The 14,932-nt window shown below is 50.2% G+C and carries 14 protein-coding genes; 6 read left to right on the plus strand and 8 right to left on the minus strand.

The genetic code is table 11. The annotated features are described in order from the left end of the window. Window positions 1–201: 201 nt before the first annotated feature. Window positions 202–621 (minus strand): OsmC family protein, encoded by a 420-nt coding sequence (locus QP938_12450; protein WIO74098.1) that lies wholly within the window; start codon window positions 619–621, stop codon window positions 202–204. A 254-nt stretch (window positions 622–875) separates the two neighbouring features. Here QP938_12450 and crp point away from each other — a divergent pair, with 254 nt between their 5' ends. Then, the gene (gene crp, locus QP938_12455; protein ID WIO74099.1) at window positions 876–1,508 is read left to right on the plus strand and encodes a cAMP-activated global transcriptional regulator CRP; all 633 of its coding nucleotides are present in this window, start codon (window positions 876–878) and stop codon (window positions 1,506–1,508) included. A 56-nt stretch (window positions 1,509–1,564) separates the two neighbouring features. On the opposite strand, the gene trpC is transcribed toward crp, so the two are convergent. The 6 genes from trpC to rpe all read right to left on the minus strand — a co-directional run bounded on the left by trpC (window position 1,565) and on the right by rpe (window position 7,405). Next, window positions 1,565–2,374, minus strand: coding sequence for an indole-3-glycerol phosphate synthase TrpC (gene trpC / locus QP938_12460; GenBank protein ID WIO74100.1), 810 nt, complete (start codon window positions 2,372–2,374; stop codon window positions 1,565–1,567). A 26-nt stretch (window positions 2,375–2,400) separates the two neighbouring features. Continuing rightward, window positions 2,401–3,414 carry an anthranilate phosphoribosyltransferase gene (trpD, locus tag QP938_12465; GenBank protein WIO74101.1) on the minus strand — a complete coding sequence of 338 codons (1,014 nt, stop codon included), beginning with the start codon at window positions 3,412–3,414 and terminating at the stop codon, window positions 2,401–2,403. 101 nt (window positions 3,415–3,515) lie between these two features. Then, window positions 3,516–4,094: an aminodeoxychorismate/anthranilate synthase component II gene (locus tag QP938_12470; GenBank protein ID WIO74102.1), complete on the minus strand. Its 579-nt coding sequence runs from the start codon at window positions 4,092–4,094 to the stop codon at window positions 3,516–3,518. Then, window positions 4,075–4,935: an ion transporter gene (locus QP938_12475; protein ID WIO74103.1), complete on the minus strand. Its 861-nt coding sequence runs from the start codon at window positions 4,933–4,935 to the stop codon at window positions 4,075–4,077. The genes QP938_12470 and QP938_12475 overlap by 20 nt, the downstream gene beginning before the upstream one ends. A gap of 42 nt (window positions 4,936–4,977) precedes the next feature. After that, window positions 4,978–6,450, minus strand: coding sequence for an anthranilate synthase component I (gene trpE, locus QP938_12480; protein WIO75665.1), 1,473 nt, complete (start codon window positions 6,448–6,450; stop codon window positions 4,978–4,980). A gap of 268 nt (window positions 6,451–6,718) precedes the next feature. After that, complete coding sequence (rpe, locus tag QP938_12485; GenBank protein WIO74104.1) at window positions 6,719–7,405, minus strand: ribulose-phosphate 3-epimerase; 687 nt, start codon at window positions 7,403–7,405, stop codon at window positions 6,719–6,721. Between the two features lie 319 nt (window positions 7,406–7,724). On the opposite strand from rpe, the gene raiA reads away from it, so the two are divergent. Together raiA and QP938_12495 are read left to right on the plus strand one after the other, a co-directional pair. Then, the gene (gene raiA, locus QP938_12490; GenBank protein ID WIO74105.1) at window positions 7,725–8,081 is read left to right on the plus strand and encodes a ribosome-associated translation inhibitor RaiA; all 357 of its coding nucleotides are present in this window, start codon (window positions 7,725–7,727) and stop codon (window positions 8,079–8,081) included. Between the two features lie 92 nt (window positions 8,082–8,173). Then, a complete protein-coding gene (locus tag QP938_12495; protein ID WIO74106.1) occupies window positions 8,174–9,370 on the plus strand; it encodes a DUF418 domain-containing protein in 1,197 nt (398 codons plus the stop codon). A gap of 76 nt (window positions 9,371–9,446) precedes the next feature. Here the strand turns inward: QP938_12495 and QP938_12500 are convergent, their stop codons facing one another. Continuing rightward, the gene (locus QP938_12500) at window positions 9,447–9,851 is read right to left on the minus strand and encodes a heavy-metal-associated domain-containing protein (protein WIO74107.1); all 405 of its coding nucleotides are present in this window, start codon (window positions 9,849–9,851) and stop codon (window positions 9,447–9,449) included. A 227-nt stretch (window positions 9,852–10,078) separates the two neighbouring features. Between QP938_12500 and QP938_12505 the strand changes: the two genes are divergently transcribed. The 3 genes from QP938_12505 (at window position 10,079) to QP938_12515 (ending at window position 14,905) form a co-directional block, all read left to right on the plus strand. After that, the gene (locus QP938_12505) at window positions 10,079–10,675 is read left to right on the plus strand and encodes an RNA polymerase sigma factor (GenBank protein ID WIO74108.1); all 597 of its coding nucleotides are present in this window, start codon (window positions 10,079–10,081) and stop codon (window positions 10,673–10,675) included. Then, window positions 10,675–11,730, plus strand: coding sequence for a FecR domain-containing protein (locus QP938_12510; protein WIO74109.1), 1,056 nt, complete (start codon window positions 10,675–10,677; stop codon window positions 11,728–11,730). The genes QP938_12505 and QP938_12510 overlap by 1 nt, the downstream gene beginning before the upstream one ends. A gap of 217 nt (window positions 11,731–11,947) precedes the next feature. Then, the gene (locus QP938_12515) at window positions 11,948–14,905 is read left to right on the plus strand and encodes a TonB-dependent receptor (GenBank protein ID WIO74110.1); all 2,958 of its coding nucleotides are present in this window, start codon (window positions 11,948–11,950) and stop codon (window positions 14,903–14,905) included. Window positions 14,906–14,932 lie beyond the last annotated feature (27 nt).

A 14,932-nucleotide genomic window follows, 5' to 3' on the forward strand; every position in this document is an offset into this window, starting at 1 on the left:
AGAAGCGCCATGATTGTAATGACCACCATGTTCGTTGTATCCGCCCTGCTGGGTTCTGCTATTGCTTATGACGATCTGAAAGCCGCCTCCGGCAAGTAAGCTTCGTTACCGATTTACCTACCCCCTCCTAAATTCCATTTTTTGGATGTGCCGGAAACAATGTTTCCGGCTTTTTTTTGTCTTTTTTTCAGCCAAATTGCATCACGAACTGACAATTTCAAAGCTGTGAGTAATTTCGACACCCGCCTTTTGCAGCATGATCGATGCTGAACAGTACTTTTCTGCAGAGAGCTCGACAGCTTGCTTAACTGCTTTTTCCGACAGATCGCGACCCTTCACTACAAAGTGCATATTTATACGAGTAAATACAGCCGGAATCTCATCCGCACGCTCGGCGTCCAAATGAACCACACAGTCCAATACATCCTGGCGACGCTTCTTAAGAATACTCATTACATCAAAGGACGAGCAGCCACCCACGCCAAGCAACAGCATCTCCATTGGGCGAACACCCTTGTTTTCGCCACCATGATCCGGGGGACCATCCATGACTACAGTGTGACCACTGCCAGATTCACCCAAAAACATGGCGTTACCGCCCCATTTCACTGATGCTTTCATACCACTTTTCCATGATTGAATTTGGACGAAGACTAACACATCATGGGAGCCTTACGGATGGTTTTGCGCTCTATCAGGCTTTGGTGAATTACCCGCAACAATCCAGACTTCCCAGCAAAAACGTGAGCTACTTCGCTGCCAAAGCGGTAGTAAGACTGGGAAAATGGTTACATAATAATTTGCGGCACCTATATACTATGAAAACGATAACAGCGTCAGCCCCAACAAAAGCTACAAAAGACAGGATACATACTTTGAGCCCTGCACCAATTACCCCACATATACCTAATGTCGAAGAGTTTCTGGCGCATTGCCATCGGCGCCGTTACCCTGCCAAGAGCACCATTATTTATGCCGGGGATGAAAGTGACACTCTCTATTACATCACTAAAGGCTCAGTGACTGTTTTGATTGAGGATGACGACGGTCGTGAGATGATTGTTGCCTACCTGAATGAAGGCGACTTTTTTGGTGAAATGGGAATCTTTGGCCAAAATGACCGCAGCGCCTGGATTCGCGCCAAAACCGAATGTGAAGTAGGCGAAATCAGTTACACAAAATTCCACGAGCTATCACAGAACCACCCGGAATTTCTTCACTCCATCGGCTGCCAGGTTGCAAAGCGCCTGCGCAATACTACTCGCAAGGTGGGCGACCTGGCCTTTATGGATGTGACTGGCCGTGTGGCACGCACCCTGCTGGATTTGAGTAAAGAGCCGGATGCCATGACCCACCCTGACGGCATGCAGATCAAGATCACCCGTCAGGAGATCGGTCGAATTGTCGGTTGCTCCCGTGAAATGGTTGGCCGGGTACTGAAAAACCTCGAAGACGAGGGACTGGTACATGTTAAAGGCAAAACCATGGTGATTTACGGCACTCGGTAAGCTTCATCAAATGCCGTTGTACATAAGAAAAAACCGCCAGATGGCGGTTTTTTCAATTAAACGGTTCCAAATAACTCTGCCAGTCGCTGACCAGGATCCTCGGCTCGCATAAACGCCTCGCCCACCAGAAATGCATTCACGTTATGCTCACGCATAGCCGCTACATCTTCTGCGCTGTGAATTCCACTTTCGGTCACCACCACCTTATCATCGGGAATCATTTTCAACAGCTCAAAGGTAGTATCAAGAGACGTATCAAAAGTGTGCAAATCGCGGTTATTAATGCCCAGCAATCTATTTTCCAACTTCAGGGCCCGCTCACACTCTTCCGCATTGTGTACTTCCACAAGCACATCCAGACCAACTTCTTTGGCAAGCCCATTGAGGTCCGCCATCTGCTGATCTGACAAACAGGCAGCAATCAGCAGTATGCAGTCTGCTCCAAGAGCCCGAGCTTCAACCACCTGGAAAGGGTCGATGGTGAAGTCCTTGCGCAAAATCGGCAAACTGACTGATTCACGAGCGGCAACCAAATACTCGTCAGCACCCTGAAAGAAATCAATATCAGTGAGTACCGACAGACAGGCTGCGCCGCCCTCTTCATAACTGTGTGCAATCTGCACAGGATCGAAGTTCTCACGGATCACACCTTTGCTGGGTGAGGCCTTTTTCACTTCGGCGATTACCGCAGATTGTCCGCGCAACAACTTCCACTCCAGTGCTGCTACAAACCCTCTCGCTGGAGACTGCTCGAAGGCCCGGGATTTCATATCCTCAAAGGAAGTAACCTCAAGGCGGGCATTCACTTCCTCACGCTTGCGGGCAATGATTTTTTTTAGAACGGTTGGTGTATCAATAGCTGTCATATCTTCTATCTGCTGCTTATGCTTAATTACTCGCTGGAAACTTTCGCCAGCTCACTCAACTTGGCCAGTGCCTCACCGGACTGAATCACCTGCCGGGCGCGCTCAACGCCAGCCTCGAGATCACTCACTACTCCCGCGGCATACAGGGCTGCCCCTGCATTCAGGCTGACCATTTGTGATGCCGGGTGATCGACATTTGAGAGCGCGGTTTTGACCATTGCCAAGCTCTCTATTGCGTCAGCCACTTTCAGGGCCTCAAGCCGGGACTTATTAAATCCAAAGCACTCAGGGGAGAGTGAGTATTCACTAATCTCCCCATTTTTCAATTCGGCAACCATTGTTTCAGCGGCAATGCTGATCTCATCGAGGCCATCTGCACTGTGTACGACCAATACATGGCTTGCCCCCAGCTCACGCATTACCTCGGCGACCGGACGCACCCAGTCTGCACTGAAAACCCCCAGCAACAGGTTAGGCACTGAAGCGGGATTGGTAAGCGGCCCCAATAAATTGAATACCGTGCGCACCCCCAACTCCCGGCGCGGACCAATAGCGTATTTCATGGCGGCGTGGTGGTTTACGGCAAACATAAAGCCAACACCCACCTCCTCTATACAGTGCTTTACCTGCTCCGGGGTGAGATTCAAATTCACTCCGGCAGCCTCCAGCAAATCGGCACTGCCGGACTTGCTGCTGACTGAGCGGTTACCATGCTTGGCTACCGTTGCCCCTGCCGCGGCGGCAACAAAGGTCGAGGCAGTGGAAACATTAAAGATGCCGGCACTGTCCCCACCGGTTCCTACAATATCCACCAGGTGCTCTGCATCAATCTTCACTGGCTTAGCGAGTTTGCGCATTACCTGCGCTGCACCGGCTATTTCATCCACGGTTTCGCCTTTGGCTCGCAACCCTACTAAAAATCCACCTATCTGTGCGTCAGTGCACTGACCCGTCATGATTTGCTCCATGACTGCGCTCATCTGCTCTCTACTGAGATCGATGTTGTTGAGCAAGGAATTGATCGCCGTTTTTATATCCATAAGCCTTTCTCTCGGTGGTGCGCACAGCGCACCCTACTGATGATTATCTCTTACCATGCAGGGTGCACCGTGCGCACCAAAACATGTGGGCAAAATCAGTATCAGGTGTTTAAAAAATTCCTTAACAGGTCGTGGCCATGCTCGGTGAGAATGGACTCCGGGTGAAACTGGACGCCTTCAATGGCCAACTCCTTGTGGCGCACCCCCATTATCTCATCAATACTGCCATCGGCATTCTCGGTCCAGGCAGTCACCTCCAGGCAATCTGGCAGCGAACCCTGATCGATCACCAGCGAATGATAGCGAGTGACGGTAAACGGGTTGCTCAGACCACTGAAAACACCACTATTATTGTGGTGAACCGGAGATGTTTTGCCGTGCATCACCTGTTTGGCACGAACAATTTCACCGCCAAACGCCTGACCAATACTTTGATGTCCCAGGCAGATACCCAACAACGGAATTTTGCCGGCAAAGTGCTTGATAGCCGCCACCGATACTCCCGCTTCGTTAGGAGTACAGGGTCCCGGCGAGATAACAATGCGCTCTGGCGCCATCTTCTCAATTTGTTCAATAGTCAGCTCGTCGTTACGCACCACCTTCACATCCGCCTGCAGCTCGGCCAGATACTGCACCACGTTGTAGGTGAAGGAGTCGTAGTTATCGATCATTAGCAGCATGAGGCATGTCCCCTGACTTGGTTTTCGCTTCAACACCGCTGGCTTCCAGGCGCGCGTGGAGCCTTGCCAGCGCGTCTTGAGTGGTGCGCAATTCATTAAGTATTTCATCGTGGCTCGGCGGCGTGCGCAACTGACGCAGTTTTTCTGCCTTGGCCTCGTCCAGGTTATTGAGTACCACGGCGATAAACAGATTGATCATCACAAAGGTACCCAACACCACAAAACTGACAAAATAGATCCACGCCCAGGGCTTGGCGGCCATGGCCGTGTACATGATGTCCGTCCAGTCCTCCAGGGTGACAATACGGAACAGACTCAACAGTGCAATCGGCAAATCTCGCCAGTGAGTAGGGTCAATTTCCCGGAACAGATAGAAGCCACTTACTGCGTAGATGTAAAACAGAACGCAGAGCAACAACCCGACATGCCCCATACTCGGCAATGAACGTAACAGCGTATCCACGATCAGGCGCAACTCCGGAAAGGCCGACACCAGTCGCAGCACACGAAACAGTCTAGCCAGCCGTGCGACCATTGCCAGCTCACCGGAATCCGGCGCCAAACTCAGCAAGATGATTGCAAAATCAAAGCAGTTCCATCCACTTTTGAAGTAATTCTGTGGCTTTGGCCACTGCGCCACCATCTTTAATATCGCTTCAGCAATAAAGGCCAACAACACTACATGGTAAAGCTGAACAAACCATGGATGGTAGGCGGATGCCACCGAATCCCAGGTTTCAACCCCAACGGCGATGCCGTTAAGAACAATCAAACTGATAATCAGTGCCTGAAAACCGCTCGAGCCAGTCAAACGCTGAGCAAAGCCGACAAAACCGTGCATTTTTTACCTTCTGAGATTACTAGGGCCTGTTAACACTAAGGGTTATTTACCCTGCACCATTGCAACGGCGCGCATCATAGCGCGAGCTTTGTTCATCGTCTCCTTCCATTCCAGTTCTGGCACTGAATCGGCAACAACTCCAGCCCCTGCTTGAACGTGCAATCGCCCTTCCTTGATCACTGCTGTGCGAATGGCGATGGCGGTATCCATATTGCCACTCCAGGACAGATATCCTACTGCGCCACCATAGATGCCACGCTTCACCGGTTCCACTTCGTCGATAATTTCCATGGCTCGGATCTTGGGTGCGCCACTGAGGGTACCGGCAGGCAGGGCGGCTTTAAGTACATCCAGAGCTCCGAGCTCGGGTTTAACCTGGCCCGTTACATTAGAAGTGATATGCATTACATGGGAGTAGCGCTCTACCACCATCTGCTCCGTCACTTTGACGGTACCGGTTTGGGAGACCCGCCCAGCATCGTTACGACCAAGGTCAATCAACATCAGGTGCTCGGCAATCTCTTTCGGGTCGGCCAGCATCTCCTGTTCCAGGTGCCTGTCTTCCTCCTCCGTACGGCCTCGACGACGGGTACCCGCAATTGGTCGCACGGTAACTTCTCCGTGCTCCAGTCGCGCCAGAATTTCCGGTGAAGAACCGGCAATCTGAAATTCACCCATATCAAGGAAGTACATGTACGGTGACGGATTGAGGCAGCGCAGGGCGCGATAGAGGTTCAATGGCTCGTCGTGAAAATCCGCGCTCAGTCGTTGCGACGGAACCACCTGCATACAGTCGCCAGCGAGAATGTACTCTTTGATTTTGCTCACTGACGCCTTGAAAGCCTCTTCGCCAAAGCCCGATGTGAATGCCTGTTCGCAGGCCTCTTCACCACCCAAAGACACTGTGCCAAGATCGGGGAGTGGGTTAAGCAACTGCTTCTCCAGCTGATCGAGCCTCGCATTGGCGCGCCCTTCTGCTTCGGCTTCTGCCGGGTCTACATGAACAATTAAAATCAGTTTGCCCGCCAGGTTGTCGAACACCAGCACTTCGTCCGACACCATCAACATAATATCGGGCGTGCCCAGCTCATCGGGTGGACAGCTATTGGCCAGTTTTGGCTCTACGTAGCGAACACAGTCGTAACCAAAATAACCCACCAGGCCACCATTAAACCGAGGCAAGGCATCGAGGTCCGGGGCGCGATAGCGCTGTTGAAATTGCGCAACATACTCAAGTGGATCAGCCACTTCGGCACTTTCAACCACGACACCGTCACGCTCTACTGTGACCTGATGGCCGGTGACTTTCAGTACAGTGCGAGCCGGCAAGCCGATAATTGAGTAACGACCCCAGCGCTCCCCCCCCTGAACAGACTCAAACAGGTATGAATACTTACCGCGAGCCAATTTCAGGTAGCTGGACAGTGGAGTCTCCAGATCCGCTAATACTTCGCGAACCACGGGAATACGGTTGTAGTTTTGCGAGGCCAGCTCGGCAAACGTTGGAATCGTCATGGCTTTTTTACCATCGGTTTTTTCCCGCAACCCGCGGGTACGCAAATACATGATGCGTAAAGTAAAAACAGTTGAAAATAACTTGGGGTACTGTGCCGGGACGCACAGAAAGAATCACCAGCGGCGCCATCGCCCGGTGTTGAGGGAAGGAATGTCAAATGCGCTGTGTTGCATTGAGTTTCTCCATAGCAGGAGGCCGATTGTAGCGGAATTTATCCGCCTGACAAACTAGCAGGTCGAATTGGCTTCGACCTGCTCTGCAAATGACTTATTCGGCTTTGGCCAACTCAGCACGCAAACGACCAATAGCTTCGGCGTAAGCGGCCTGGCCAGCACCACCTTTGCCGTAAATGGCAGAACCTGCGACAAATGTATCGGCTCCCGCTTCAGCAATAGCGCGAATATTATCTGCAGTTACACCACCATCAATTTCCAGGCGGATATCATAGCCACTGTCGTCAATCAGCTGGCGTGCCTCACGCAGCTTGTCGAGGGTGCCTGGAATAAACTTCTGCCCGCCAAAGCCAGGGTTCACCGACATCAACAGCAGCATATCCATCTTGTCCAAAACGTACTTAACCGGCTCCAGAGAAGTGGCCGGATTGAGAACGAGGCCGGACTTGCAGCCCAGATCACGCGCCAACTGCAGGGAACGATCCACATGGCGGGATGCCTCCGGGTGGAAAGTAATGTAGGTAGCACCTGCATCGGCAAACATGCGAATCAGGTCATCTACTGGCTCAACCATCAAATGCACATCAATTGGAGCCTCTATGCCATAGTTGCGCAAAGCCTTGCACACCATCGGCCCGATGGTCAGATTGGGCACATAGTGGTTGTCCATAACATCAAAGTGGACAATATCGGCTCCAGCGGCAAGAACTGCGTCAACTTCTTCGCCAAGACGGGCAAAATCGGCAGACAGGATGGATGGAGCAATCTTGAAGTCTCGCATGGGTTGTTTCTCTGGGGCTATATCTGGGAAGAGGTCAAATAATGAAGGAGAAGATCGCGGCATGCAATCAATCGATACTCTGACACAGTTTCAGGGCCCTTAAAAGAGGTTATTGATGAAAAACAACTTTTTCATCATTTTGTCATTTTCCACTTGAAAGCGGAGGCGAATGGCCTCATGTTAACAGTGACCCAGGCAGAAAAAGCATTACAGCCTGGGCAACTCAACCGGGTCAGCTCGCTATCGACCCAACGCCACAACCGGGCAATCCGGTCACAAGGCACGATAAGAAACAACGCTGTATAGAAGGATGACGTCTATGAAACTGAACCTGTCTGGACACCATGTTGAAATCACTGATGCCCTGAGAGAAGCCGCCGAGCAGAAGTTTTCCGGCATCAAAACCCGCTACCCCGACCTGCAAGACATTTCCCTTATTCTCACCGTAGAGCGCAACGAACAGAGTGTTGAAGCCAGTACCATCTATCTTGGCCACACCGTTGCAGTCAATGCCGGTAACGGTGATATGTATACCGCTCTCGCCAGTGCGGCCAGTAAACTTAATGCTGCACTTGGTCATCGCAAGGGTTCCTGCAACGCCGGTCGCCACAGAAAGCCCGAGCCGATACCGATTGAGCTGCCGGAAGAAGAGCCGGTTTACACCACAGCCTCCTGATCTCCACCAACGGGAAGAAAGCCTCGCAATCGCGGGGCTTTTTGTTTTCATCACCACTGGTTAACATTCACCTTTCTTAGGGAAGAGTTAGCATGCAAACCGAGCGTTTAGTCAGCCTGGATACCATTCGCGGCATAGCCGTGCTTGGCATTCTGTTTATGAATCTGTTTACCATCGCAGTGCCCTACACTGCCTACAGCTCACCCGAGTGGAACAACAACGCCACCAACTTTGACTACTGGGTGTATGCCATTCAGCATCTGCTGTTTGACGGCCGCTTTATGACTTTGTTCTGCCTGTTGTTTGGTGCCGGACTCGCCCTGTTCCGGGAAAAGCTCGAATCCCGTGATTACCCCGCAAAACCGGTTTTATACAGTCGACTGCGCTGGCTGCTGTTGTTTGGTGCACTGCATGCGGTGTTTATCTGGTTTGGCGATATTCTGTTTTCTTACGCCCTGGCCGGACTTTTTATTGTTGCCAGTGGCCTGATTCACCAGCCACCTAAATCACTCCTGAAAATTGGCATTGGATTATTCGCTGCGGGTTACTTGCTGTTTGCCCTGCTCTGGTACCTGTTGCCAATATTACCGGAAGACTTTTTAATCGAAAAAATGGGTAGCGCCACTAATAGCCCCGAATTCATCGCAGGCGATGTCTCCATTTGGACCGGCCCATACAGCGAACAACTACTCAATCAGGCAAGTCTGTTTATTGAATCGATCATGGCAATGGTATTTATGGGGCCAATTTGGGCAGTAATAGGAATGATGTTGATCGGCATTGTACTTTACAAACTGGATATCTTTCGCACTGGGCTGAAGTCCCACACCCAATGGCTGTTGCTGACAGGGGGCCTACTGCTCAGTGGCTATGACTTATGGATATGCTGGCAAAACGGCTTCAATAGTTTTCGAAACACCTTTTCACCGTGGAATTTTATTGCCGCCCTGATGATGGCACTCGGCTACCTGTCACTGATCGTCAAAGCAACCAACCACTGCCAGGGACAAGAAAACCTGTTCAGCCGAGTTGGGCGAATGGCTTTCAGTTTTTATATTTTTCAGTCAATCAGCATGATATTGGTATTTCGCTGGTTGGCCCCCGAATTGTACGGACAGTTAGACCGTCTAAGCCTGATTGGCATTGCTGTAGCGATGAGTGTTTTACAGATATTTATAGCCAAATATTGGCTGTCACACTTCCAGCAAGGACCGCTTGAAGCGCTTTGGCGAAAATTAACCTGGAGAGGCATCCAGGAAACCGTTCAACCCGAGCAACCCTCAACTTAAAAACCGGCAACAATTAACACCCCAAAAAAAAGCCCCGCTTTATCGGCGGGGTTTTGTTTTTAAGCGTAGCCCACCGTCAGTGTTTAGCAACCATTTTTTCATTCACTTTGCCATCAGCGTAACGAAAACAGCGCACTGGTTGATATCCGGCATTTCGAACCGCATCTGCCAGGGCCGCCTCGTCTACCTTGCCCGAAGTTTTCAAGTCGACCACCAAAAGAGCCCGTTCGCTGTCCACTTTAACTGTGTCAGCAATTACAAAGTCGAGCTTCTTCACTTCATCGCCGACACCGGCAGCACAGTTGGGGCAGTACATACCCGACACTGTCATCACTACTTTGTTGCTGGTTTCACTTATCAGCTCATTAGCCGTGGCGCGCTGGGTGGCGAGCAACTCGGCAGGTGTTTCTTCCATCGCATCACTCGCATTTACAATGCCTGCCAACAGGCAGCTGAACAGAACAGTCACTATCTTCTTCATGCTTTAACACTCTTCTTCAATATCAGGCAACGCCTAAGATTGCACACTCCCCAAGGGGATTCAATCTGTTTCATACCTGACAACCACGGGTACTCAGCTACCTCAGACAACACAGTGCCCAGCTAACCCGTTGAAATTACAACAATTTAATTTTATTAAAAAAACCATAGGGTGGTGGTGATTCATTTCGTGTACTTAAATGAATAGATACGAATATACCGCACTTCATGTCTTTATCGACCCGCAAGAAGAGCAACGTCATCAAGTTGAAGGGCAGACGGAAAGAGACCAACGAGCAAGTGCTTGAACGACTGTTCAGAGAGCACGGTAGAGCCCTGCGCACCTTTCTGACAGGCAGGGTCCGAATAGAAGAAGATCAGGAAGACGTAATCCAGGAAATATTTGCCCGTATGGCCCGCATGGATGACTTACAACAGAAGCTGGCGGTTAACCGCAGTGACAATCGGGCATTCCTGTTCACCTCGGCAAATAATTACGTTATTGACCAGGAACGCCGAAAGATTCTTGAGAAGCGTTACCAGCAAGAGCACCTGAATCAGGATGATTATCTGGTAGTGGAAGCATCACCCGAGGTGATTGTAGAAAGTTCGCAGGAGCTGGCGCTGGTAAAACAGGCAATTGGCAACCTGCGGCCAACATGGCGGAGGGCTTTTGTGCTCAGCCGCTTTGAACACTTGAGTTACCCACAAATTGCTGAAAAGATGGATATCTCTGTCAAAACAGTCGAGAAATATATTACTAACGCTTTGGTGGAACTGAGAGACGTAACAGCCAAAGCGCACACGATAGCGAGTTATCGGTAATGGCCAAAGTAGTTAACAAATGGAATCGATGGCGAGCTGCTCGCAATCTGGCTCACCTGCACTCCGGCAACGCCACATCGGAAGAAGCTCGTCAAATAAACCCCTGGCTGTCTGATAATACCGAATATCAGAGCGAATTCTTTGGCACCGCTTATCTGCTTTCCAATATGGAAGAGCTCGCTGACGACCCTGATCTGGCAACCTGGAAAGAAGACACAACCAAAACCGGTGCCCTGGAAAAAGTTCGCAATAACTGGCCTGCTTTAGCTGCTGCCGCAGGTATCTTGTTGGCAGTCGCTATAGGCACTAACGTCCTCTTCGACACTGGGTCACAAATCAATTCACAAGGAAATATCCAGCGTTATGTCACTCGAATTGGCGAGCAAAAAACGATAGAGCTTCCTGATGGCAGCACAATTGCCATGAATACCGGCACACTGATGCTTGTGGATTTTGATAACGAAAAAAGACGTATCCTGCTGGAACGTGGGGAAGCCTATTTTGATGTTGCAAAAGACCCTCAGCGCCCATTCAGGGTTGATCTTGCGACACATTCCGTGACCGTACTTGGCACAGCATTCAACATTCGAACTTCACCCGATAAAATTTCGCTGGCCGTTCTGGAAGGATTGATCTCCCTTCATCAGAAAAATGAATCTGTCTCTCCTGACGCGCCACTAATGACAGCTCCTATGGGAAACTCCCTGCATATGGACGCGCCTTCCCAGTACAGGCTTGAAGCAGGCTGGGTTGCGGAGCTTGATATTACACATAATGAATTATCGGGTTATGAACCTGAAAACATGGACAGGTTTGAATCCTGGCGTAGCGGCATCATCAGCATTGAAGGTGAGCCGCTATTTAAAGTGGTACAGGAGCTAAACCGGTACACCCCCAAGAAAATTCTGATTGAAGATGCAGAAATCATCAATCTAAAGATGTACGGCATTCTTCGTGTGGACCGAATCAATACAACCTTGTCGACGATGGAAAAGACCCTGCCAATCAAGGTAACCCATCACTTTGATCGCATCGTTTTGACCAGTGCTCGTTAACACCGACATCTCTTGCTTTGACCAGCTCTGTCCGGCTGGTCATTCTTCTTGTGTTTCAAAAAACACTCTCGTGTAAAAATTAAGGCACCTTTTGAAGTTTTCCTCAAAAAAATTCATAGGGTGATCAAAAACCTCTTCGTGTACAGATTTAGGTGACCTGTAATTGTCGAGAGTCACCGCAAAAGATCTTAATGATATCTCCAAGAGGTGAGGGTAAATGAATCATTCCAAAAAAGCTTTTCGGCAAAATCGGCTTGTATTAAGCATTGCTTCGGCTATTGCCATTTCAGCGTCCAGTTCTGTGTATGCCGCCAACACAGAAACTCTGAAGGTTGATATTGAAGGACAGAAAGCCGCTACTTCCCTGATGGCTCTGGCTCGCAGTGCCGGCGTTGAAATCCTGATGTCCCAGGATATTGGCGAAAGTATCCAACTGCCTGCGCTGAAAGGCGAGTTCACTCTGACATCAGCGTTGGAAGCTATTCTGAAAAACACAAACCTGACTTACGAATTTGTTACTGATGAATCCGTAATTGTGAAGTTTAAACCAGACAACACGGATAAGGACGACCTCAGGGAAGTAGAAGAAGTCGTTGTGACCGGTTCTCTGCTGAAAAAAGACAATCCTGCTCAACCCATCACCGTTCTTACGAGCGATGATATTGCTCGTTTAGGCGCTTTCTCTGCAGAAGAAATCATACGCTCTCTTTCTCAAAACTACTCATCCGTTAACGTAGCATCTAGCCTGGAGCTGTTTAATCCCGATGCGCCCGGCTTTTACACCCCGGAACTTCAGGGCAACTCAACCGCCAACCTACGCGGCTTTGGTTCGGACTCCACGCTGGTACTGGTCAATGGGCGTCGCATGGCTGGTGCCCCGGTATTTGAAGGGAGTAGCGTCAACCTTTCCAACATCCCCACCTCCGCTATCGAACGCGTTGAAATCCTCAATGATGGCGCCTCCTCCATTTATGGTTCCGATGCCGTTGCCGGGGTAATTAACTTTATCCTGAAACAAGACTATGTCGGCGCCGAGACCTCAGTTCGATACGACAACGGAGAGAACGGCGGCAACCGCTACTCTATCAGCCAACTTATCGGCACTGCCTGGGACAGCGGCCGGTTAAACGCAACCTTGAACTATACAGAAACCGATGCCGTATCTTCAGCAAAAGCTGGATACACTACTCGCGACCTGCGTCCACAGGGTGGGCGGTTCTGGGGCAGCACCGGCTACGGAACTCCCGGCGTTGTATCCACCCCATCTCAGTATTTTAATAGCGCGCCATGGTACATACCAGGTACACGGTATGGATCCTTACCGTCAGACAACGATGGCACCAATTGGACAGTGGATGACCTAAGTCTTGATAATGTATCCCGAGATTCGCGCCCCTCTCGAAAGCAACTGACCTCTGCCAGCAAGTACTATTCTGTTCATGTGGATGTTGAGCAATATCTCTCCGACTCGGTCAGAGGCTTTGCTGATGTGACATACTCGGTCAATGAAAACATCAATGAGCAGAGAAACCCTTTCGGCACTATTGAGGTGCCGGCAAGCAACGCTTTCAACAAGTTGGACAAATTTGTAGAAGTTGGGTATGAATTTGATACTGAAGTTGCCAACGGCTTATTTCCAATAGAAAAGCCGGTTAACGAACTCGAAAGTGTAAATGTGAATGGCGGCATTGAGTGGAACTTGCCATTTGGCGATTGGACCCTGACCACTGAAGCGGGCTACAGCACATCAAGCAGTGACACCAGTGCGCTGCAACTGAACATCTATGACAACCCGGAATTTGATGCGCTGGTAGCCTCCAGTGACCCTGCGGTTGCGCTCAACTTCTTTGGTAATGGTGAGGCTCAGAATCCGTCGATCTCCAAGTTTTATGGCCCGGATGATAGGGGCAAACGAACCACTAGGCAGCACTCTGCCAAAATCAATGCCGAAGGCGGCCTATATGAATTACCCGGCGGTGAAGCACGGTTCGCCATTGGCGGAGAGTATCGCGTCAGCAAGATTAGCTTTGGCTATGGGACTGGCAATGAAGCGGTCGACAAACCAGAACAAGAGGTAAGAGCGGTATTTACCGAACTTTCCGTGCCGTTGGTCGGCCCGGATAATCAGCTGCCAGCCGTAAAAGATTTGCAGATGTCTTTTGGTTTCCGCTGGGAGGAAAACTTATTCCCACAAGCTGAGTTCGGCGGACGCTATACCAACACCAGCCCTCGAGTAACCTTGGCCTGGAACCCGATTGACGACCTGACCATTCGCACAACCTGGTCAGAATCCTTCCGCGCACCGCTATTATCCCAGCTGCTCCGACCTCAAGAGCTCAGTGCCTACCCAACTAGGATTGACGGCGACCCCTTTGATCCTCGGGACAATCCACCAACTACCTTCTATGTCAAAAGCTATAAGGGTGGCAACCCGGAATTGAAACCGCAAATTGCTGACACGATGACCTTGGGCTTTGACTGGACACCCATGTCACTGGAAGGTTTACGAGTGTCAGTAACCTATAGCAAGATCGAGCAGAACAACCGTATTACTGTGCTCACCACCTCTGGTGATACACCTCCAGAAGTTCTCTATTCCAACAACGACTTTGTGAACCGGAATGAGTTTGGAGTCATCGAGAGTGTAAACAGTTTCCCTATCAACGTAGCCCAGCGGGTGAGCAAGAGCGTCGACTTTAGTGTTGATTATGAGTTCGACACAGATTTGGGTACGTTCATTACCGGTCTTTCTGGAACCTATACCGGCGAGCTGTCTGACGCCATCACTGAAGGTACAGAGGTTATCTACACTGACCGAACTGTTTTTGGTCCGGACCAATGGCGTGCCCGTGCCAACTTGGGCTGGTATGTCGAAAACATGGGGGCTGACCTGTTTATTAATTACTCCAACAGTTACAACAACAACGTGTCGTCGATTTTTGGCGGTAATAGCAATGAGCTTATTGGAAGAGTCGAAAGCTACCACACTGTTGACCTGTCAGGCTTCTATCACATGGACGATATCGGCTTGAAAATTTCTGGCGGCGTTAAAGATCTGTTCCACACCCCATACCCATTTGCCGATGTAAGAAGCGGAATGCCTTTTGATATTTCACGGATAGATACCAGAGGCAGAACTATCTACCTAGCTCTCAAGAAAGAGTTTCAACTTTAAGCACCACACCTTATACACGAGCCGGTT

The sequence above is a fragment of the Porticoccaceae bacterium LTM1 genome, from assembly GCA_030252795.1.
Classification (GTDB): domain Bacteria; phylum Pseudomonadota; class Gammaproteobacteria; order Pseudomonadales; family Porticoccaceae; genus SCSIO-12696.